20 protein-coding genes are annotated in these 20,726 nt (G+C 41.2%); 16 read left to right on the top strand and 4 right to left on the bottom strand.

Annotated elements, in window-relative coordinates:
• Positions 1-27: 27 nt before the first annotated feature.
• The 4 genes from IQ31_RS27820 to lgt form a co-directional block, all read right to left on the bottom strand.
• Positions 28-147: a L,D-transpeptidase gene (locus IQ31_RS27820; RefSeq protein ID WP_342212499.1), complete on the bottom strand. Its 120-nt coding sequence runs from the start codon at positions 145-147 to the stop codon at positions 28-30.
• A 56-nt stretch (positions 148-203) separates the two neighbouring features.
• On the bottom strand, positions 204-569 hold the full coding sequence (locus tag IQ31_RS01615; RefSeq protein ID WP_244294291.1) for a L,D-transpeptidase family protein: 366 nt from the start codon (positions 567-569) through the stop codon (positions 204-206).
• Between the two features lie 94 nt (positions 570-663).
• On the bottom strand, positions 664-1,854 hold the full coding sequence (gene trpB, locus IQ31_RS01610) for a tryptophan synthase subunit beta (protein WP_244294290.1): 1,191 nt from the start codon (positions 1,852-1,854) through the stop codon (positions 664-666).
• A gap of 156 nt (positions 1,855-2,010) precedes the next feature.
• Positions 2,011-2,826 (bottom strand): prolipoprotein diacylglyceryl transferase, encoded by an 816-nt coding sequence (gene lgt / locus IQ31_RS01605; RefSeq protein WP_145326903.1) that lies wholly within the window; start codon positions 2,824-2,826, stop codon positions 2,011-2,013.
• A 271-nt stretch (positions 2,827-3,097) separates the two neighbouring features.
• On the opposite strand from lgt, the gene IQ31_RS01600 reads away from it, so the two are divergent.
• From IQ31_RS01600 to IQ31_RS01525, 16 genes are all read left to right on the top strand, one after another.
• Positions 3,098-4,216, top strand: coding sequence for a M42 family metallopeptidase (locus IQ31_RS01600; RefSeq protein ID WP_145326902.1), 1,119 nt, complete (start codon positions 3,098-3,100; stop codon positions 4,214-4,216).
• 36 nt (positions 4,217-4,252) lie between these two features.
• A complete protein-coding gene (locus IQ31_RS01595) occupies positions 4,253-4,594 on the top strand; it encodes a DUF3467 domain-containing protein (RefSeq protein ID WP_046672455.1) in 342 nt (113 codons plus the stop codon).
• A 417-nt stretch (positions 4,595-5,011) separates the two neighbouring features.
• A complete protein-coding gene (locus IQ31_RS01590; protein ID WP_145326901.1) occupies positions 5,012-6,520 on the top strand; it encodes a carbon-nitrogen hydrolase family protein in 1,509 nt (502 codons plus the stop codon).
• Between the two features lie 29 nt (positions 6,521-6,549).
• Positions 6,550-8,592 (top strand): M13 family metallopeptidase, encoded by a 2,043-nt coding sequence (locus IQ31_RS01585; RefSeq protein WP_145326900.1) that lies wholly within the window; start codon positions 6,550-6,552, stop codon positions 8,590-8,592.
• A 160-nt stretch (positions 8,593-8,752) separates the two neighbouring features.
• Complete coding sequence (gene rplU, locus IQ31_RS01580) at positions 8,753-9,064, top strand: 50S ribosomal protein L21 (protein ID WP_028068281.1); 312 nt, start codon at positions 8,753-8,755, stop codon at positions 9,062-9,064.
• Between the two features lie 44 nt (positions 9,065-9,108).
• Positions 9,109-9,372 (top strand): 50S ribosomal protein L27, encoded by a 264-nt coding sequence (gene rpmA, locus IQ31_RS01575; protein ID WP_046672918.1) that lies wholly within the window; start codon positions 9,109-9,111, stop codon positions 9,370-9,372.
• A 324-nt stretch (positions 9,373-9,696) separates the two neighbouring features.
• A complete protein-coding gene (locus IQ31_RS01570; RefSeq protein WP_145326899.1) occupies positions 9,697-10,440 on the top strand; it encodes a hypothetical protein in 744 nt (247 codons plus the stop codon).
• A 5-nt stretch (positions 10,441-10,445) separates the two neighbouring features.
• Positions 10,446-11,036, top strand: a complete 591-nt coding sequence (locus IQ31_RS01565) for a hypothetical protein (protein WP_145326898.1) — start codon at positions 10,446-10,448, stop codon at positions 11,034-11,036.
• Between the two features lie 236 nt (positions 11,037-11,272).
• Positions 11,273-12,241: a formylglycine-generating enzyme family protein gene (locus IQ31_RS01560; RefSeq protein WP_075992891.1), complete on the top strand. Its 969-nt coding sequence runs from the start codon at positions 11,273-11,275 to the stop codon at positions 12,239-12,241.
• A gap of 26 nt (positions 12,242-12,267) precedes the next feature.
• Positions 12,268-13,581, top strand: coding sequence for a Gfo/Idh/MocA family oxidoreductase (locus IQ31_RS01555; protein WP_046672915.1), 1,314 nt, complete (start codon positions 12,268-12,270; stop codon positions 13,579-13,581).
• A 12-nt stretch (positions 13,582-13,593) separates the two neighbouring features.
• Entirely contained in the window at positions 13,594-14,616 is a 1,023-nt protein-coding gene (locus IQ31_RS01550; protein ID WP_145326897.1) for an FAD:protein FMN transferase, read from the top strand.
• Positions 14,617-14,631: 15 nt separating this feature from the next.
• Positions 14,632-15,555: a hydroxypyruvate isomerase family protein gene (locus IQ31_RS01545; RefSeq protein WP_145326896.1), complete on the top strand. Its 924-nt coding sequence runs from the start codon at positions 14,632-14,634 to the stop codon at positions 15,553-15,555.
• A 95-nt stretch (positions 15,556-15,650) separates the two neighbouring features.
• On the top strand, positions 15,651-16,889 hold the full coding sequence (locus IQ31_RS01540) for a nucleoside permease (protein ID WP_145327011.1): 1,239 nt from the start codon (positions 15,651-15,653) through the stop codon (positions 16,887-16,889).
• Positions 16,890-16,931: 42 nt separating this feature from the next.
• Complete coding sequence (locus IQ31_RS01535) at positions 16,932-18,617, top strand: GMC oxidoreductase (RefSeq protein WP_145326895.1); 1,686 nt, start codon at positions 16,932-16,934, stop codon at positions 18,615-18,617.
• A gap of 19 nt (positions 18,618-18,636) precedes the next feature.
• Complete coding sequence (locus IQ31_RS01530) at positions 18,637-20,070, top strand: Gfo/Idh/MocA family protein (RefSeq protein WP_075992887.1); 1,434 nt, start codon at positions 18,637-18,639, stop codon at positions 20,068-20,070.
• 19 nt (positions 20,071-20,089) lie between these two features.
• Entirely contained in the window at positions 20,090-20,719 is a 630-nt protein-coding gene (locus tag IQ31_RS01525) for a gluconate 2-dehydrogenase subunit 3 family protein (RefSeq protein WP_145326894.1), read from the top strand.
• Positions 20,720-20,726: the final 7 nt, after the last annotated feature.

Here is a 20,726-nt window from a genome sequence, read left to right as displayed (position 1 = left end):
GTTGTTTTAGTTAAGTCTTTATTCCAGTTAGGGTTTTATTTCAATAGCTGCACCTATGGGAACAGCATCAAAAAGTTCGTCAATCTCTGCATTTGTAAGTGCCATACAACCGAAAGTCCAGTCCATGTGGCGCTGCAATTTACCAATAAAGCCTAGTCCGTTTCGAAGTCCGTGGATCTTGATGTCGCCACCGGCCTCTTTTCCTAAACTTTTGGCGTGGGCAATATCCTGTTCATTTGGGTAGGAGACCCCAGGTTTTTGTGATAGCTGCTATATTGATTTTTATCGTTGATCGTGTAAAGCCCTTCGGGTGTTTTTAAATCGCCTTCAAATTCTTTGGCGCCCACAGGTTGGCCGCCCAATGAAATACGGTAAGATTTTAGGAGCTTTCCCTTACTATAGGCCAATAGTGTTCTTTTTGATTTATAGACGATAAGCTTGTCTACTTTGGCATGCTGATCCAACGTTGGTTCTGGATAAAGATTATAGCCTATCAGGCCCAGGCAAAGTAAGATGACGAGGCTGATTACTGTTTTTAAAACTATTCGACGATTTCTTGGTCGCTTCATCTTGGAGATTGTTAGCTAATGGATAAAACGTTTAGACCGAGTGCCTAACCTAGGGCCCTGCACTCGGCCTACTCATGTATTTTGATGCTGCCTTCTAGAATTCGCGGTCAACATCTTTGTCGCCACGTCCCGAGAGGTTCACAATAGCGACTTTGTTTTTGTCTTTTAGCAATTTCACCGCAAGGGCAACAGCATGTGATGATTCAATGGCAGGAATAATACCTTCCAGTCGGGAAAGTAACTTGTAGGCATCGATAGCCTCCGCATCTGTCACGGGGTGATAGTTTGCACGATTGCTATCTTTTAGCTGGGCATGTTGTGGCGATATCCCCGGGTAGTCAAGGCCCGCAGACACCGAGGTTGACGGGATCGGATTGCCCTCATCATCGACCAAACAGTACGAAAAGGTTCCCTGGAATACGGTTGGTTTGCCAAAAGAAAGTGTCGCAGCTGTTTTTGGATAAGTTCCGGTTCCACCGCCTTCGCCACCATGAATCTCGACGTCATGATCATCGAGAAAACCCGAAAATAAGCCAATAGCATTTGAGCCACCACCTACACAGGCGAAGATGCTGTCTGGAAGGCGCCCTTCCTGATCAAGTATCTGCTGGCGTGCTTCCTTACCGATAACGCTTTGAAAATAGCCGACCATTTTTGGATAGGGGTGCGGGCCGACATGCGATCCCAGTAGATAATAGGATGTTGGATTTTCAACGTAATACATCAAGGCCGCATCGACGGCATCCTTCAATGTACGGCTACCTAAGTTGGTCGTTACAACTTCGGCGCCTAACAATTCCATGCGTTTGACGTTCAGCGCCTGGCGTGCAGCGTCGATTTCGCCCATAAATACTTTACATGGTATGTTTAACAATGCTGCCGCTGTTGCTGTTGCAACACCGTGTTGACCGGCGCCAGTTTCGGCAATGATCTCTGTTGCTCCCATCTGTTTGGCCAGAAGAATTTGACCGATACAGTTGTTTATCTTATGGGAACCCGTATGGTTGAGATCTTCCCGCTTTAAATAGATTTTGGAGCCAATATACTCACTTAAATTCTTCGCGTAATATAAAGGTGAGGGACGACCGACATAATGTTTTAAGATCGCAATAAACTCTTTCTGAAATTCTTCTTTTTGGACATGGCTATCGAAAAAAGAAGCCAGTTTATTTAATTGCTCTTCCAGTACCGGGGGGATATAAGATCCGCCGTACGCTCCATATTGGCCATTGTATTGAAGCATCTTTTCGTTTGCTTCGACAGATGCTGCTTGTGTTAGACTCATTTTAGGCTTAAGTTTCTTGTTGTAAAAGGATATATTATTTATTGAAGCCTAATATAGTAATCTTTGTAGGTATTGGGAAAAAAAACCAGGCATCTTTTCTAGAAAAGATGCCTGTTAAATCTTGTATTTGCAAACAAGGATATATTGCGCCCTGTTTTAAGCTTTGGTTTTCCGGAAGATAAAGTAGAAACCCACCAGGATAAAAGGTATACTCAGTAATTGGCCCATGTTTAAAGCCATACTTTGCTCGAAGGCTTCCTGATCAATTTTAAAATGTTCCAACACCATACGTGCACCAAATAATAAGACTAGGAATATGCCAAATAATTGACCTTTTTGGCGATTGGGATTCGATTTGAATAGGGAACCGATGATAATAAAGATCAAAATATAGGCGATTGCTTCATAAAGCTGTCCCGGGTGGCGCGGTACATTGTCGACACGTTCAAACACGATAGCCCAAGGTAAATCTGTAGGCGTACCAATTATTTCAGAATTGAAGAAATTTCCGATACGGATAAGTGCACCGGCAATAGGGACTACGACAACCAATCGGTCCGCTAGCCATAGAAAGTCGGTTTTTGTTTTTCTGCAGAATAAATATAATGCGAGGATAATTCCGATGGCGCCACCGTGAGAAGCCAAACCTGCAAAGCCGGTGATATGAAATCCTGTTTTATCCCATTTAAATGGAAGGAAGATTTCAAGTATATGATCTTTGTAATAGTCAAAATCGTAAAATAGGCAGTGTCCTAATCGAGCTCCGATCAAAGTGCCCAGGAAAATATAAATTGAAAGCTGATCCAGCTTTTCTTGTGTGCGGCCTTCCTTTTTGAATATACGCAACATGATCACGTATGAAACAAAAAACGCTAATAACCAGCATAAGGCATAATAGCGAAGGGCAAAGGCGCCAAAGTTGAACATTTCAGGGTCAATATTCCAATGTATTGCACTTAATATTGAATTCATAAATTTTATAGCTGTTTAAATTACTTTGGAGTAAAGATAAGCTTTAATCTCATTTTTTATTCCTACAATTTGTTTTTAAATATAATATCATTGGGCTGCGAACTTAATTGATTCATCGTGAATGAAATATTGTCTTTTGCTGATCCTTTTTACTAAAATAAAGGGCTATGATCTAAAATAAATTGCGCAAACAATATTTCAAAAAACATTTTTACTTTTGCATTTCATTGAAATTTTCATATTTTGACGAAAGTAAATAGAAAAGGAAAAGATGGCAGAAAAAAACAAGAAAAAAGAGCCGAAGCACAACGCGGTTGTGACTAAAGATTCGCTTTCATTTTTTGAAAAATATATCAATAATGCTTCTCCTACAGGATTTGAGTGGGAAGGACAGCGACTGTGGTTGGATTATTTGAAGCCTTATGTCGATGATACATTCGTTGACAACTACGGTACAGCTGTAGGGGTAATCAATCCAAAAGCGGAGTACAAGGTCGTTATAGAGGCTCATGCGGATGAGATTTCTTGGTTTGTCAATTACATTACCAAAGATGGACTGATCTATGTGATTCGTAACGGTGGTTCGGATCACCAGATTGCACCGTCTAAGCGCGTGAATATCCATACGGAAAAGGGCATTGTCAAAGCTGTATTCGGCTGGCCGGCAATTCATACACGTTCGGGAGAGAAAGAAGAAAATCCTTCGCTGAAAAATATCTTTTTGGACTGCGGCTGTAGTACCAAAGAAGAGGTTGAAGCCCTGGGTATACATGTGGGTTGTGTTATTACCTACGAAGATACATTCTCTATCCTCAACGACCGTTATTATGTTGGGCGGGCTATGGACAATCGTGCCGGTGGTTTTATGATCGCTGAGGTTGCTCGTTTGCTAAAAGAGAATAAAAAGAAATTGCCATTTGGATTATATATCGTAAATTCGGTGCAGGAAGAGATTGGTTTACGTGGCGCCGAAATGATTGCAGATCGTATCAAACCGAATGTCGCTATCGTAACCGATGTGACACATGATACACAAACTCCGATGATCAATAAGATCACGCAGGGAGATCTGTTTTCAGGAAAAGGCCCTGTATTGTCTTATGCTCCAGCGGTTCAGATCAATCTGAATAAACTGTTGGTGAAGGTTGCTGAAAAGAATGATATTCCTTTCCAGCGTCAGGCTTCCTCTCGTTTTACAGGAACTGATACGGATGCATTTGCCTATAGCAATGGTGGTGTACCGTCGGCATTGATTTCCTTACCGCTCCGTTATATGCACACAACAGTGGAGATGGTACATAAAGAAGATGTTGACAACGTGATCAGATTGATCTACGAGACATTATTGAATATCGAGAACGGACAAGACTTTAGAACATTTACAAAGTAGAATTTAAGAATATATTAACTTATCATTAGAATTATTATGGAAAATAACCAAAATCAAAACGAATTGAGCATTGAGTTGACAGAAGAAGTAGCAGAAGGAACCTACTCAAATCTTGCGATTATCACTCACTCTAATACTGAATTTGTGGTTGACTTTATCCGTGTGATGCCAGGAGTGCCAAAAGCAAAAGTGAAATCAAGAATCGTTTTGACTCCAGAGCATGCAAAACGCTTGTTAGGTGCATTGGTTGATAACGTGAACCGTTTCGAAGCATTAAATGGCCCAATTAAAATGGACTTAGGTGTTGCTGAACAACCTCAACAAGGTGGCGATCCTACAGTTGCATTCCCTTTTGGAACGCCACAAGGTCAAGCATAGTTGAGAGCAGCTATCATTGAGATATCAGAAGCGCCAATTGAACATTGGCGCTTTTTTTTGGCTTTATTTTTAGTATGTCTTTCCGATGCTCCGATTCGGTTTATGTATGAAAAAGACGATGATCCTAACTGCCTGTTAAGATATTGGATCATCAAGATCTATATTAAAATTGAAACATCTGCATACTAGGTAGTAACTATTAACATTTTTTAATCAATGTTTAGACAGTAATAAGTCAGTGCATATTCAGTGTACACTGAGCAAGCACTGAACGAGCACTGAACAATCACTGAGTAAGCACTGTCTAAAATACGAAATTGTATGCCATCTGGTGTTCGCTTGTTGCCTATTGCTAGTTTTGGACTTGGCCTTTACTTTTACTAAATTTAAATAACTAATTTCAAAAAGGAGATTTATATGGATATTCAAGTGCGGAACTTGACAAAGAAGGATTATGTTGATTTGAAAAAATCGATGGAACAGGCATATGATGGTGTTGGTGAGACCTGGTCAAAGGAAAATATTCAGGATTTGATAGAGTTATTTCCTGAAGGGCAGCTATGTGTGGAGATTGATGGACATGTGGTCGCTTGTGCCTTGTCGATTATCCTGAATTCAAAGAAGAATAATATTTACGATAGTTATTATGATATTATCGATGACGGTAAGTTTACCAAACATAGTGATGATGGAGATACACTGTACGGAATAGAAGTGTTTGTTCATCCGGCACATCGGGCCTTACGTCTTGGACGCCGTCTCTATGATGCACGTAAGGAGCTGTGTGAACAGATGAACCTCAAATGTATTGTTGCCGGGGGGCGTATTCCCAATTACCATAACTATGCGGATAAAATGAGTCCGCGGGTTTATATCGAGAAAGTCAAACGTAAGGAGATCTATGATCCGACGCTGACCTTTCAGCTATCGAATGATTTTCATGTCAAAAAAATACTTAAGCACTATCTGCCCGAGGATGCTGAATCGATGGAGTTCGCTACCCTGTTGGAATGGAATAATATTTATTATGAGCCCGAGACAAGGTCTATTTCGACGACTAAGCAGACAATCCGTTTGGGACTGGTGCAATGGCAGATGCGTTTATTTGATAATCTTGAGGCATTTTACGATCAGATAGAATTCTTTGTGGATACGGTGAGTGATTATGGAACCGATTTTATCATGTTTCCGGAATTCTTTAATACGCCGTTGATGAGTCCGTATAATGATCTTCCCGAGCGCCTGGCAATGGAGAGGCTTGCGCAGCATACCTCGGAGATTATCGATCGCATTCAACAGTTTGCCGTTTCCTACAATGTGAATATCATTGCCGGGTCGATGCCTTTGGTGGAAAACAAAAAACTCTATAATGTTTCCTACCTCTGCCATCGCAACGGTAAGCTGGATGAGTTTAAAAAAATTCATATCACACCAAATGAATTTAAATATTATGGTATGGTGGGCGGAAGTGAGGTGAAGGTGTTTGACACCGATTGTGGTAAAGTGGGGCTGTTGATCTGTTACGATGTAGAGTTTCCTGAACTGAGCCGTATTTTGGCCGATCAGGGGATGCAGATCCTATTTGTGCCCTTTATGACGGATACTCAAAACGGATACATCCGGGTGCGTACCTGTGCGCAGGCTAGGGCGATAGAAAATGAATGTTATGTGGCCATTGCAGGCTCCGTGGGCAATTTGCCGCGTGTGAATAATATGGATATACAATATTCGCAGTCCGCTGTTTTTACCCCTTCGGACTTTGCTTTTCCCAATAATGCCATTAAAGCTGAGGCGACACCGAATGCTGAGATGGTGCTTATTGCCGACGTTGATCTTTATGCCCTACGAGACCTGCATGAGTACGGTACCGTTAAAGTCAAGAAGGATAGACGGAAGGATTTGTATGAAGTGAAACTTTTGAAGTAAATTTAAATACTCTTTTAATCTCTTAAAATATGATACAAAAAGTCAAATGGGGGACGCTATCCATGGTCTTAATGATGATGTCATGTCAGTCAAATAAGAAAAGCGATACTGCTCAGGAGGTCCGCACAAATTTTTTTGATGTCTCAGGCATGGACACCACAGTGAATCCAGGAGATAATTTCTTCCAATATGCGAATGGAAGCTGGATGAAAAATACCCAGATCCCGGCTTCTGAAACTGGCTGGGGTTCATTTTATATTCTTGCTGATGAAAACCTGGCAAACCTGAAATCTATTTTGGAGGGTGCGGCGAAGTCTGACAACAAAAAAGGTTCCGATCAGCAAAAGGCCGGCGATTTCTATGCGAGTGGTATGGATACGGTGACGATTGATAAATTGGGCGCGAAACCGATCGAAGGGGCTATTCAAAAAATCAATGGGTTGAAAAGTATGGATGAATTGATCGCTTATGCTGCGGATGGATTTAAAGAGGGTGATGGTGATCTTTTTACATTTTATGTAGCAGCAGATGACCGGATCAGCACTAAAAATGCATTGCAATTTTTCCAGGGGGGACTTAACCTGCCTGAAGCAAGTTATTACTTGGATCAGGATGACAAAGCGAAGAAAATCCGGGAGGCCTATGTTGCGTATCTGGTAAAATTATTCGGACTGATCGGCGAAGGGGCAAATGCGCAAAAGTCGGCTGAGGAAGTGCTGCGCTTGGAAACAGAAATAGCCAAATCGCATGCTACACCGGTGGAATTGCGGGATCCCATCAAAAACTACCATAAATTTGCGGTACAGGAATTTCAAAAACAAACACCAAACCTCAATTGGAAAGATATTTTGCAACGTTTGGATGTGAAGACCGATACCATTTTGGTACAGCAACCCAAATTTTATCTTGCTCTGAATAATTTGTTGAAATCACAGTCCTTAGCTAGTTGGAAAACAAAACTAAAAGCAGATTTAGCGAATGCTTCTGCGACGGCACTGAGCAAAGGTTTCAGGGATGCAAAGTTTGAATTATTCGGAAAAACCCTAAATGGACAGAAGCAGGAGAAGGAACGTTGGAAGCTGATGGTGAGCTCGGCCGACGAGAACCTTGGCGAGATTGTCGGAAAGTTGTATGTGGATGAGTATTTTAAACCCGAAGCAAAAAAACGAATGCTCGAATTGGTCGATAATTTGCAAAAAGTCTATAAGAGCCGTATCGAGAAATTGGACTGGATGACACCTGAAACCAAAAAGAAAGCGATTGAAAAATTGGAAGCATTTACCAAAAAAATCGGTTACCCGGAGAAGTGGAAAGATTACAGTGATGTGGAGGTTGCCAAAGATACCTACTATGCCAATTTACAGTCTGCTGCAAAGCATGCCTATAAAGAAATGGCAGGTAAAATCGGCAAACCGGTTGACAAGGCCGAATGGCTGATGACGACACCTACGGTGAATGCCTATTACAATCCACCGTATAATGAAATTGTATTCCCGGCCGGCATCTTGCAGTTCCCATTCTTTGATGCCAATGCGGACGATGCGATCAATTATGGCGCTATAGGTGCCGTTATCGGACACGAGATGACACATGGTTTTGATGACCAGGGGCGTCAATATGATAAAGATGGTAACTTGAACGATTGGTGGACGGCAGTGGATGCGAAACAGTTTACGGAACGCGCCAATCAGGTAGCGAAGTTATATGGTGGCTTTACACTGTTGGACAATCAACATGTAAACGGTGAGCTTACTTTAGGTGAAAATCTGGCAGATATCGGCGGTTTGAATATTGCTTATGATGCTTTCAAATTAACCAAGCAAGGGCAGGGACAGGATAAAATTGATGGTTTTACACCAGATCAACGTTTCTTCCTGAGTTTTGCGCAAGTGTGGCGCGTAAAGAGCAGCGATGAGCGCATGCGGTTACGTTTAAAAGTTGATCCACATAGCCCCGAACAATTTCGGGTAAATGGTCCCGTATACAATATGGAGGCCTTCTATAAAGCATTTAATGTACAGCCTACGGCAAAAATGTATGTAGCACCAGAGAAGAGAATTTTGGTTTGGTAAGCGAAAACAGGGGTGAACAGCATTGTCCCGATACGGATTAAGACAATGCTGTTCAACTCATAACGTTTAATTGGAAACGAAAAAGTAAATTTGTCTTTGAATTATGATAAAAACTGATTACTTTTGCCCTTCATTTAATAACACATTTAATTAATTAACAATGTACGCAATAGTAAATATAGCAGGACAGCAATTTAAGGTTGCAAAAGACCAGTTCCTTTTTGTACACCGTTTACAAGGAGATGAAGGCGCTAGTATTGAATTTGACAATGTATTGTTAGCAGAAGACGGTGGTAAATTTACCATTGGTACACCTAGCGTTGCTGGTGCAAAAGTTTCGGCTAAAATTTTGTCTCATTTAAAAGGCGATAAAGTTATCGTTTTCAAGAAAAAACGTCGTAAAGGCTACAAAAAGAAAAACGGTCACCGTCAACAATTTTCTAAAATCCAGATCACTGGTATTACGTTATAATTGAATTTTTAATCAGACAAATAGTCTTAAATTAAGATAAAGAAATGGCACACAAAAAAGGTGCGGGTAGTTCTAAGAACGGCCGTGAGTCACATAGCAAGCGTTTAGGTATCAAAATCTTCGGTGGTCAACAAGCAATCGCTGGTAACATCATCGTACGCCAACGCGGTACACAACACAATCCTGACACAAACGTTGGTATTGGTAAAGACCACACATTGTTCGCTTTAGTAGACGGTAAAGTAGTTTTCCGTAAAAAAGCTAACAATAAATCTTATGTATCTGTAGTTCCTACAGAACAAGCATAAGGTTTTGCAACAATATTGGAAAGGCATCAAGAAATTGATGCCTTTTTTTGTTGTTTATACTTTTAGCTACTGTTCCGATGTGTCTGCTATCGGGTGATGCTGGAGCAGGATAGCGGGCTGCTCTGCGGAATTGCTACCTGGTATGCTGAATTTATCGGGCTTGGTACTGAGCTTTTTAAGCTTTTTGGGCTGTTTAAATTGTTATTTTCTGTTAAATGTAACCGCTTTGGTACAATTTTTATAAGGGATAGGTGTTTTTAAGACAATAGGCGTAGCATTCGTAAATATCACTGGATGCAAGCACGATTGAATAAATACTTACATATGAAATACAACAAGTTTGGATATGGTTTGTGTGCCGGGTTATTTGCCTGTTCATTTTATTCCTGTAGTTCGATTTACATGCCTAATGTGCCTTCAGCGCCGATGTTTACAGAAGCTGGCGAGGTCTATGTTTCCGGCAATATCAATACAAAGGCCAATGTATCGGCCAACCTGGGGGTAGCTGTAACTGATCATGTGGCTGTCATTGCCAATGGTTCATATGTCGATAATAGATCCAATATCAAAGACTACGCACAAAAGATGGGTGAAGCGGGGATAGGTTATTTTACACGCTTTGGTAGAAAAAATAATCGTGTATTTGAGGTTTACGGGGGCTATGGACTGGGTAATACCAGCGTGGTTGATAAGCGTTCGTCGACAATGGGACAAGCCGTTGTAGAAACGAAGGACATGGATTTTGACAAGGTGTTTGTGCAGGTGAACTTTTCATCGGAGAAAAAGGATGCTCTGAAATTGTTCGGCAACCGGCATGATATCGATTACGGTACCATCATCCGGCTGAGCAATATGCGTATGAAAAATTTTGCTATTGATGGCCTTCCGGCAGAGAAAGAAGATAATATGCTTATTGAACCTGTATTTTATACAAGAATGGGGTTAGGGAAAGGATGGAAGTTGCAATATACGAACGGTATGGTATTCGGTTTTAAAAGTAATACCTATTTAAAAGCAGGGTACCCATTGTTTACACTGGGAGTTTTATATAAATTTGGAGGAAAATAGTGGCTATGAGCAAGAAAATTTTATTTGGATGTTTGGTTCTGCTGGGGTTGTTTATTTCCGGCTGTGGTGTGAGTCGACAAAAGGCACAGATCGAAAATTTGGCGAAATGTAAATTCGATGTGGAATCGGTAGATAGTATTCGATTGGCTGGAACATCATTGCAACGACTGATCAGGAATAATCAAATTGACCTAGGTGCCGCGCCGAGCTTGGCATTGGCCTATTTGCGGAAAGATATTCCATTGGATGCAGTTATCCGACTTAAAATTGATAACCCGACGCTCAAAAAAGCGTCTATCAATAAGTTCCAGTATATCATTCTTTACGGCGGACAGCAGCTTGTGGAAGGGATTGTGAATCAATCATTACAAATAGAGCCCGGAGAATCTACAGTGGCCAATGTGCGTATAGCCACCAATATCTATGATTTGTTGAAGAATTCGGACCTGCAGGATTTTTTAATGTCAAGCGATGAGAATAAAAAGGGAATATTTACGTTAAAAGTTAAACCTTCTATCAATATCGCAGGGCAGTCGGTGTTCTACCCGGGGTATATTACCATCGATAAGGCGGTAAGTCGTAAGATTCTGCTTTAGACACAGGCATGCTGTGATAAGATATCGAGGTTTTCCATGAAAATGGAAAACCTTTTTTATTGATCTTGATTTTCAGGCTAATTAAGTTCCCCGAGGATCCTAATCAGTATCTTGCTAAATCGTTATTACGAATGGACTATTATGTTAAGAATTAAACTGTAATAAAAAAGTTATAGTGTCAAAGTGTAAAGTATACACCTTATTTTATATTTTAGTCTCTAATTACAAACCTAAATATGTTAAAAAGAATCTTTATTCCTGTTTTGTTATTTGCTGGCGTGCACGCTATGGCTCAGAAGACGTTCGAACCGTATGAGCAACCCATTGAAGGAACCAATCTGACGTTCAAAATGCTAGCAATCCCTGGTGGTAGTTTTAAAATGGGAACTACAAGCGGCGGGAAAGAAGATGAAAAACCTGCACATGAGGTGAAGTTGGACCCATTTTGGATGGGGCAGTATGAAGTAACCTGGGATCTCTTTGAACCGTTTCTGTATAAAGATTATGAGATCGCAAAGAGTAAGGACGGTAAAGTATCCAAAGAGATTGATGCCGTTACGCGACCTACCAAACCCTATTTGGATATGACTTTTGGTTTTGGAAAAGAAGGACACCCGGCCTTGGCGATGACCCATTACAATGCCATCCAATTCTGTAAGTGGTTGTATGTCCGTACGGGTGTGTTTTATCGTTTACCAACAGAGGCTGAGTGGGAATATGCAGCTCGAGCTGGTTCAAAGACAACTTATTTTTTCGGTGATCAAGCAACGCCATTAGCAGATTATGCCTGGTTTAAAGATAACGGTGAACAGAAAACACATATTGTAGGACAGAAGAAACCGAACCCTTGGGGCCTTTATGATATTTATGGCAATGTTGCTGAGTGGACTTATGACCAATATAAGGCCGATAGTTACAATGAAGGCAAAGGAAAGGTATTGACCAACCCCGTAGTTGTTCCGACAACCCTGTATCCACATGTTGTACGAGGTGGTGCTTTTGACAGTGGGGCCGAGGACATGCGCTCTGCAGCGCGTGGTGCTTCAGATCCCGTGTGGAAACAGTTGGATCCACAAATTCCAAAAAGTAACTGGTGGTTTCCGGAAGCCCCATTTGTGGGTATGAGACTGGTAAGACCCCTTAATCCACCCAGTCACGAAGAAATTATGGCTTATTACGACAAACAGCCAATCAAAGACTTTTAATATAAAATAATCAATATAAAACTGTTATGGAAAATCTAGAAAGAAGAGATTTTATTAAAACTTCTGCTGTAGTTGCTGGGGGCGCTGTGTTGAGCTCAATGCCTTTATCAGGTGCATATGCTGCTGGTTCAGATGTTATCAAAGTTGCCTTAGTGGGCTGTGGGGGCCGCGGAACTGGAGCTACATTTGATGCGTTAAGTTCGGGAATGAACATTAAAGTGGTGGCACTTGCAGATGCTTTTAAAGATAATTTAGAAAGTACTTATAAAACGCTGAAAGAAAAATGGCAAGATAAGATCGATGTAAGTGACAACCATAAATTTGTAGGGTTCGATGCGTATAAAGATGCAATTCAATTGGCCGATGTTGTTATTTTGGCAACTCCTCCAGGATTTAGACCAATGCATTTTGAGGAAGCGATCCGTCAAGGTAAACATGTTTTCATGGAGAAACCGGTAGCGGTTGATATACCTGGTGTACAACAGGTCTTACGTGTGGCTGCAGAAGCTAAACGTAAAAAATTGAATGTTGTGGTTGGTTTGCAACGCCGTTATCAAACGAATTACCGTGAGGCTATCAAACGTATTCACGAAGGTGCTATCGGTGATGTTACCTCTGGACAAGTCTACTGGAACTCAGGTGGCGTATGGGTGCGTCCGCGCAAGCCAGAGCAAACTGAAATGGAGTACCAAATGCGTAACTGGTATTATTTTAACTGGTTGTGTGGCGATCATATCGTTGAGCAGCACGTGCACAATATTGATATCGCCAATTGGGTAAAAGGCGCTTATCCCGTATCGATCCAAGGTACAGGGAGCAGAGCACACCGTACAGGCAAAGAGTATGGTGAAATCTATGATAATTTTGCATTAGAATTAACCTATGCTGATAACAGTGTTGTTTATAGTCAGTGTAGACACTTTGAGGGTATACATAACCGTGTAGACGAGCAATTCCAGGCAACAAAAGGACGTGCTTATCTTTCTGCAGGTGGACAGGCTGTATTGTACGACTGGAAAGGAAAAGAAATCTATCGCCATGATGCCAAGGGCAATCCAAATCCTTATCAACAAGAACATAAGGAACTTTTTACAGCAATTTCGAAAGGCGAATATAAATTTGATAATGCAGAATATGGTGCTTATAGTACGTTGACAGGTATTATCGGGCGTATCGCTTGTTATACAGGTAAGGTGATCAAATGGGATGAAGCCTTGAAATCTACTATCAAACTGGGGCCGGATGTACTTGCTTGGGATGCTAAACCAAAGTTACTTCCGGATGCAGAAGGTTTTTACCCTGTAGCGATGCCTGGTCAAAACACAAACCTATATATTTAAGTTTTTGGGCCGATGGGATTAAGGTGGAATTTGTGTCTTCTATTTTTTGTCACGATTTGTTGCATTGATGTACAGGCGCAAATACCATCAACGAAACTCCATAAAATTCGGCTGGAAGGACCCGCGCAGGGGACTCAATTCCATATCACTTACTTCGCTTCCGACAGTCTTGTTAGACGGTCGGAAGTTGACAGTATTTTAACGGCGATTGATTTTTCGATGTCAATTTATCGGAAGGACTCGAGAATATCCAAGTTCAATACAGATACGGTAATGTCTATTGTGATGGATAGCCATATGGCCAAGGTGATAAAAGCTTCCTTTAAATATCATAAATTATCGAAAGGTCAATTCGATATTACTATTGCCCCGCTAGTCAACCTATGGGGCTTTGGTGCTAATAAGAGTCCGGTCGCCCCAGATTCGGCGACGGTGCTAAAAGCGAAGGAACTAGTGGGAATGCACTATCTGAAGGTTAGCGGCAATCGGCTGATCAAAAAGAAGAAAGGGATTAAAATAGATGTAAATGGTATTGCCCAGGGCTATACGGTAGATGTTTTGGCCGACTATCTTGGGCGAAAGGGGATTGCCAATTATATGGTAGAGGTCGGTGGTGAAATCAGGGCTTTAGGGACTCCGCCAAGTGGGCAGGGCTTTTCTATTGGTATTGTTCAGCCCGATGATGCGGGCGGGGAGGAATTGATGACCGCTGTTGCGCAGCTCAAAGAAGGGGCGCTGACAACGGCAGGCAGTTTCGAAAAGTTTATTAAGTATAAAGGGAAAAAATTGGGTCATCATATCGACCCTGTTTCGGGTTTTCCATACATGACCGATATATTGAGTGTCAGCGTCTATGCGAAGACTGCTATGGAAGCAGATGCACTGGATAATTATTTTATGGGCATGGAACCCGAACAAGTTAAGACAAAGGCCAAAAAATTGAAGGGTGTGGAGGTTTTTGTCATTTTTAAAAATAAAAATCAGTCCATCGAAGCGATTTATTCGGATGGATTTGGTAAATTATTTAAAAATTAATCAATTATAAATAAAATGAAGAGATCGGATTTTATTAAAGGTAGTCTTTTGGCCGCCGGGGCAGGACTAGCTGGACAGACTTTTGCGTCAACCACTCAAAATACAGCAAATACGATGGATAAAGGAAAGACATTTAACTTAAATTATGCCCCGCATCAGGGGATGTTCAAAAATCATGCAGGTGACAATTTCCTGGATGAAATTCGGTATATGTATGATTTGGGATTTCGTGGAATAGAAGATAATGGCTATTTGGGCAGAACATTGGATGAGCAGAAGAAGATCGGTGATTTATTGGCTAAGTTAGGCATGACAATGGGTGTATTTGTTGTGGATGGCGGACAAAACTGGATGCCTTCTTTAGCGACGGGTAAACAAGAGTATTTAGATAAGTTTGTCGAAACATGCAAGAAGTCTGTCGAAGCTGCCAAGCGTTGCAATGCAAAATGGCTGACTGTGGTACCGGGCTTTTATGAAAGAAAACTACCTTGGGGTAATCAGTTCAGCAACATACTTACTGCGATGCGTAAGGGTGCTGAGATCTTTGAACCACATGGTTTGGTGATGGTGTTGGAAACCTTAAGTGATACACCAGATTTATTTTTGCAGCAAACACATGAGACGTATGCTTTATGTAAGGCCGTGAACAGTCCATCCTGTAAAATTTTATATGATATTTATCATATGCAGCGTACCGAAGGAGATTTAATTGCAAATATGAATCGTTGCTGGGATGAAATTGCTTATATTCAGATTGGCGATAATCCAGGCCGTAAAGAACCGACTACAGGAGAGATCAATTATAAAAACGTATTCAAACACATTCATAGTAAAGGATATAAGGGTGTCATGGGGATGGAACATGGTATTTCCAAACCTGGTAAAGAGGGTGAGGATCGCTTGGTGGCGGCTTATCGGGAGGTCGATAGCTTTTTGTAATATTTTAATAGTGTACTATTGACAATTAGATTTAATTTCTTAAATTGAGCAGGTAAAACCAATTAGTAGTATTGTAAAACACCATTTTTTTTATGATTTCATCAACAATAAAATTTAAACTATCCTTCATGATGTTCCTCGAATTTTTTATTTGGGGGGGATGGTTTGTCACATTAGGTACTTTTTTGAGCAAGAATTTGAATGCAACAGAATTTGAAAAGGCTAATGTATTTTCTACACAATCATTGGGTGCTATTATTGCTCCCTTTATTGTCGGAATGATTGCAGATCGCTATTTCAATGCGGAGCGTATTTTGGGTGTTTTACACTTGGTCGGTGCGGTATTGATGTATCAGATGTATGGTGCTGCAGACATGTCGACATTTTATCCGTATGTTTTGGCCTATATGATACTTTACATGCCAACATTAGCTTTGACTAGTTCAGTTTCTTTTCGCCAATTGACGAATCCAGAAAAACAGTTCTCAGGTATACGTATTTGGGGAACTATTGGTTGGATAGTAGCTGGTTTAGTTATCAGTTATTTTTGGGATGCAAAAGCATCAGAAGGAGCATTAAAAAATACTTTCCTATTATCGGGTGTTGCTTCTTTAGTATTGGGTGTATTTTCTTTTGCACTGCCTAAAACGCCGCCGGTTAAATTGGATGAAACCGAAAAACCATCCTTTGCATCAATCATTGGTCTGGATGCGATTAAATTGTTAAAAGACAAGAACTTCTTTATTTTTTTCATTTCTTCGGTATTGATCTGTATTCCTCTGGCATTTTATTATTCGAATGCAAACCCTTTTCTTTCCGAGATAGGGCTAGAAAATGCTACTGGTAAAATGACAATCGGTCAGGGCTCTGAGGTATTGTTCTTATTGGCCTTACCAATTTTCTTTACAAGATTTGGCTTTAAGAAAACAATTTTAGTCGGTATGTTGGCTTGGGTAATCCGTTATCTGTTATTTGCTTATGGCAATGCGGGCGAACTATCGTTCATGTTGTTGATCGGTATTGCATTGCACGGTATCTGTTACGACTTTTTCTTTGTTTCGGGACAGATTTATACAGATAGCAAAGCTGGCGTTAAATACAAATCAGCAGCACAGGGCTTGATCACTTTGGCAACCTATGGCGTTGGACAGTTGATCGGTTTTTGGGTAGCTGGTTACGTAGGAGACAAATACAAAGAAATGAAGACAACAGACCTAGCGGGATTTTGGAATCATACTTGGGTTGTACCTGCAATAATCGCAGCTGTTGTATTTTTTATCTTTTTAGCTTTTTTCAAGGACGAAAAGATCGACAGTACAAATGCTGCACACTAAACAGAAAAAATAACTATTTAAAAACAAATAATTAGAAGAGAGATGGCAACAAATACTTATGACGCAATTGTAATCGGTTCGGGGATAAGTGGTGGATGGGCTGCGAAAGAATTGACAGAGAAAGGGCTGAAAACAATTATGCTGGAGCGTGGTCGTAACATTGAACACATCAAGGATTATACTGCGCCAAATAAAAATCCATGGGAATGGCCTCATGCTGGTGGTCGTACGCAACAAATGATCGAAGATTATCCGGTTTTGCGTAGAGATTATCCTTTGAATGAGAAGAACCTGGATTTTTGGGTAAATGAAAAAGAGAGTCCATATACAGAGGTAAAACGTTTTGACTGGTACCGTGGGTATCATGTTGGTGGACGTTCTTTAATGTGGGGAAGACAATCTTATCGTTTGGGCGATTTGGATTTTGAAGCTAACTTAAAAGATGGCCACGGTGTGGATTGGCCGATTCGTTATAATGAAATTGCTCCTTGGTATAGTTATGCTGAAAAATTTGCGGGTATCTCTGGAAATAGAGACGGTGTACCGTCTTTGCCAGATGGAGATTACATGCCTGCAATGGCGATGAACATTGTTGAAAAAGACCTGGCTGAGCGTTTGAAAAAACAATATGGTGGTCAACGTCATTTCATCATGGGTAGAACAGCAAACATTACCGTTCCGCATCATGACCGTGTAAATTGTCAATATCAAAATCAATGTTGGTTGGGCTGTAACTTTGGTGCTTATTTCAGTACACAATCGGCGACTCTTCCTGCGGCAAAAAAGACAAATAACTTGACATTACGTCCTTTTTCCATCGTAACAAAAATTATCTACGATAAAAACACGAAAAAGGCAAAAGGCGTTGAGATTGTAGATGCTGAAACAAACCAAACTTATGAATTTTTTGCTAAAGTGATTTTTGTTTGTGCATCTGCATTGAACTCGACTTGGGTATTGATGAACTCGGCTACAGATGTTTGGGAAGGCGGACTTGGTAGTAGCAGCGGTGAATTGGGCCACAATTTGATGGATCACCATTTCCGTTGTGGTGCTGGTGGTAAAATAGATGGCTATTTGGATAGCTATGTATATGGCCGTAGACCAACAGGTTTATATGTACCACGATTCGTGAACGTCGAAGGTGATACCAAAAAACGCGACTATGTACGCGGATTTGGCTACCAAGGTGCTGCGGGTCGTGGACGTTGGTCTGGTGCTGTTGCCGAGATGGAAGTAGGTGGCGCTTGGAAAGATGCAATCTGTGAGCCAGGCGACTGGACGGTTGGCTTCACCGCATTTGGGGAAACCTTGCCATATCACGAAAATAAAATTACACTTGACAAGTCCAAAAAAGATAAATGGGGTTTACCTGTATTGTCTTTTGACGCTGAGATCAAGGATAATGAATTGAAGATGCGTGGTGACATGCAAAATGAAATGAAGGAAATGTTGGAAAGCATTGGCGTAAAAGATACGTATACGTACGATAATGTATATGGTCTGGGCCAAGGTATCCACGAAATGGGAACTGCCCGTATGGGACGTGATCCGAAAACTTCGGTATTAAATGGTAACAACCAAGTTTGGGATGCATTGAATGTTTTTGTAACGGACGGTGCTTGTATGACTTCTGCAGGTTGTGTCAACCCTTCATTAACGTATATGGCGCTTACTGCTCGTGCGGTTGATTTCGCAGTGAGCGAATTGAAAAAAGGTAACATCTAATAGCTAAAGATTGATAACAATGGAAAATAACTCAAATAAGACGAGTAGAAGAGGTTTTATAAAGAGCGCGGCAACAGCTGCTGCGGCTTTTATGATCGTCCCTCGCCATGTATTGGGCGGAAATGGCTTTACAGCTCCAAGTGACAAATTACAAGTAGCAGGTATTGGTGTAGGGGGTAAAGGTTTTAGTGACATCAACGCATTCCATGATTCAGGAAAAGCAGATCTAGCTTTCTTGTGTGATGTGGACGACCGTCGTGCAGCTGGTGCGTTGAAACGTTACCCGAAAGCAAAATATTACAAAGACTACCGTGAGATGTTGGATAAGGAGCACAAACGTATAGAAGCCGTTTCTGTATCAACTCCAGATCATCAACATGCGATTCAAGCGCTTGCAGCTATGCAATTGGGTAAACACGTGTACGTTCAAAAACCGTTGACTCACGATGTATGGGAAGCGAGAGCATTGACGCATGCAGCTAAGAAATATAAGGTTGTTACCCAAATGGGAAATCAAGGTGCATCAAATGATGGACCGCGTTTTGTACGTGAATGGTACGAAGCAGGTCTGATCGGTGATGTACATACGGTATATTGTTGGACAGATCGTCCGGTATGGCCTTCAGGTATTGCATGGCCTACAGGTAAAGCTGAAATTCCAAAAGAATTGGATTGGGACCTTTGGTTAGGTACAGCGCCGCATAAAGAGTATGTTGACAAATTGGTGCCTTTCAACTGGCGTGGCTGGTGGGATTATGGTACTGGCGCATTGGGCGATATGGGCTGCCACTTGTTGGAAGTTCCTTTCAGTACTTTAGGATTGACTTATGTACAAGATGTACAGGCAACTGTTGGATCGGTGTATGTGGATGAGTTCAAACGGGGATATTTCCCTGAAAGTTGCCCTCCATCGAGCCATGCGACATTAACTTTCCCTAAAACGCCGCGTACAAATGGTCCTGTTACGTTACATTGGATGGATGGTGGTATTCAGCCTGCCCGTCCAGATGAATTAGGTCCAAACGAAATTTTTGGTGACGGTGGTAATGGTATCTTACTTGTCGGTACAAAAGGTAAAATCCTTGCTGATACCTACGGCCAAAATGCACGCTTGTTACCTACTTCGAGAAAAGAGCAAGTGGCACAGAAATATGCCCGTGTTCAAGGACAAGAAGGCGGACACTATGCACAATGGGTTGAAGCTTGTCAAGCTGGATACGGCAAGAAAGAAGTGAGCTCACCTTTTGAAATAGCAGGTCCGTTGACAGAAGCTTTATTAATGGCTAACCTGGCGATCAGAGGGGCTGATTTACGTATTGATGGTAAATACCCTGGACGTAACTTAAAATTGTTGTGGGATAACGATAACATGCGTGTCACCAATTTTGACAACGTCAATCAATATGTAAAACGTAATTACAGAGAAGGTTGGGAAATGAAATATAATTTCTAAAATTAAGATATTTAGTAGTATGAATAGAAGAGAAGCATTACAACGAGTTGCCTTAATTTTAGGAGGTACCGTTATCGGCGCTAATTTATTTTTGGAAGGTTGTACACGCTCAGCAACAAAAGATGTACAAGCCTTGTTTGAAGCGAAGATAACTGATTTATTAGGTGACTTGGCTGAAGCAATTTTACCAGCTACCGCAACTCCGGGCGCGAAAGAAGCAGGGGTAGGAAGTTTTATTCCGGTCATGGTTCGCGATTGTTATACGGAGAAGCAACAAAAAGCATTTTTAACGGGTTTTGGGAGCTTAGATGATAAAGCAAAAGAGGTGAAAGGAAAACCATTCCTGGAGCTTTCTGCTGAAGACAGAACAGCTGTTGCCGCTGCTTTGGATAAAGAAGCAAACGAGTTTAATAAAAAGCAAGCTGAAGATCAAAAAGATATTCTGGAGAAAAATAAAGAAAAACAAAATCAATTGTACAATTATGTTGAGAACGATCCACCACACTGGTTTACGATGTTCAAACAGTTGACATTGACTGGTTTCTTTAACTCAGAACTGGGTTGTACAAAAGCTTTGCGTTTTGTGAAGATCCCAGGAAGATTTGATGGCAACCTTCCTTACAAAAAAGGAGATAAGGCATTTGCATAACATGATG

This window comes from Sphingobacterium siyangense (genome assembly GCF_007830445.1).
GTDB lineage: Bacteria > Bacteroidota > Bacteroidia > Sphingobacteriales > Sphingobacteriaceae > Sphingobacterium > Sphingobacterium siyangense.
Note: the sequence above shows the minus strand (reverse complement) of the source record. Positions and strands in the feature narration are given on the sequence as shown.

Coding starts and splice junctions, on each gene's coding strand:
- lgt (WP_145326903.1), bottom strand. CDS start 2,826: ATGAATTCAATATTAAGTGCAATACATTGGAATATTGACCCTGAAATG.
- IQ31_RS01600 (WP_145326902.1), top strand. CDS start 3,098: ATGGCAGAAAAAAACAAGAAAAAAGAGCCGAAGCACAACGCGGTTGTG.
- IQ31_RS01550 (WP_145326897.1), top strand. CDS start 13,594: ATGGGATTAAGGTGGAATTTGTGTCTTCTATTTTTTGTCACGATTTGT.
- IQ31_RS01590 (WP_145326901.1), top strand. CDS start 5,012: ATGGATATTCAAGTGCGGAACTTGACAAAGAAGGATTATGTTGATTTG.
- IQ31_RS01545 (WP_145326896.1), top strand. CDS start 14,632: ATGAAGAGATCGGATTTTATTAAAGGTAGTCTTTTGGCCGCCGGGGCA.
- IQ31_RS01530 (WP_075992887.1), top strand. CDS start 18,637: ATGGAAAATAACTCAAATAAGACGAGTAGAAGAGGTTTTATAAAGAGC.
- IQ31_RS01595 (WP_046672455.1), top strand. CDS start 4,253: ATGGAAAATAACCAAAATCAAAACGAATTGAGCATTGAGTTGACAGAA.
- IQ31_RS01585 (WP_145326900.1), top strand. CDS start 6,550: ATGATACAAAAAGTCAAATGGGGGACGCTATCCATGGTCTTAATGATG.
- rplU (WP_028068281.1), top strand. CDS start 8,753: ATGTACGCAATAGTAAATATAGCAGGACAGCAATTTAAGGTTGCAAAA.
- IQ31_RS01565 (WP_145326898.1), top strand. CDS start 10,446: ATGAGCAAGAAAATTTTATTTGGATGTTTGGTTCTGCTGGGGTTGTTT.
- IQ31_RS01525 (WP_145326894.1), top strand. CDS start 20,090: ATGAATAGAAGAGAAGCATTACAACGAGTTGCCTTAATTTTAGGAGGT.
- IQ31_RS01560 (WP_075992891.1), top strand. CDS start 11,273: ATGTTAAAAAGAATCTTTATTCCTGTTTTGTTATTTGCTGGCGTGCAC.
- IQ31_RS01615 (WP_244294291.1), bottom strand. CDS start 569: ATGAAGCGACCAAGAAATCGTCGAATAGTTTTAAAAACAGTAATCAGC.
- IQ31_RS01570 (WP_145326899.1), top strand. CDS start 9,697: ATGAAATACAACAAGTTTGGATATGGTTTGTGTGCCGGGTTATTTGCC.
- trpB (WP_244294290.1), bottom strand. CDS start 1,854: ATGAGTCTAACACAAGCAGCATCTGTCGAAGCAAACGAAAAGATGCTT.
- IQ31_RS01535 (WP_145326895.1), top strand. CDS start 16,932: ATGGCAACAAATACTTATGACGCAATTGTAATCGGTTCGGGGATAAGT.
- IQ31_RS01555 (WP_046672915.1), top strand. CDS start 12,268: ATGGAAAATCTAGAAAGAAGAGATTTTATTAAAACTTCTGCTGTAGTT.
- rpmA (WP_046672918.1), top strand. CDS start 9,109: ATGGCACACAAAAAAGGTGCGGGTAGTTCTAAGAACGGCCGTGAGTCA.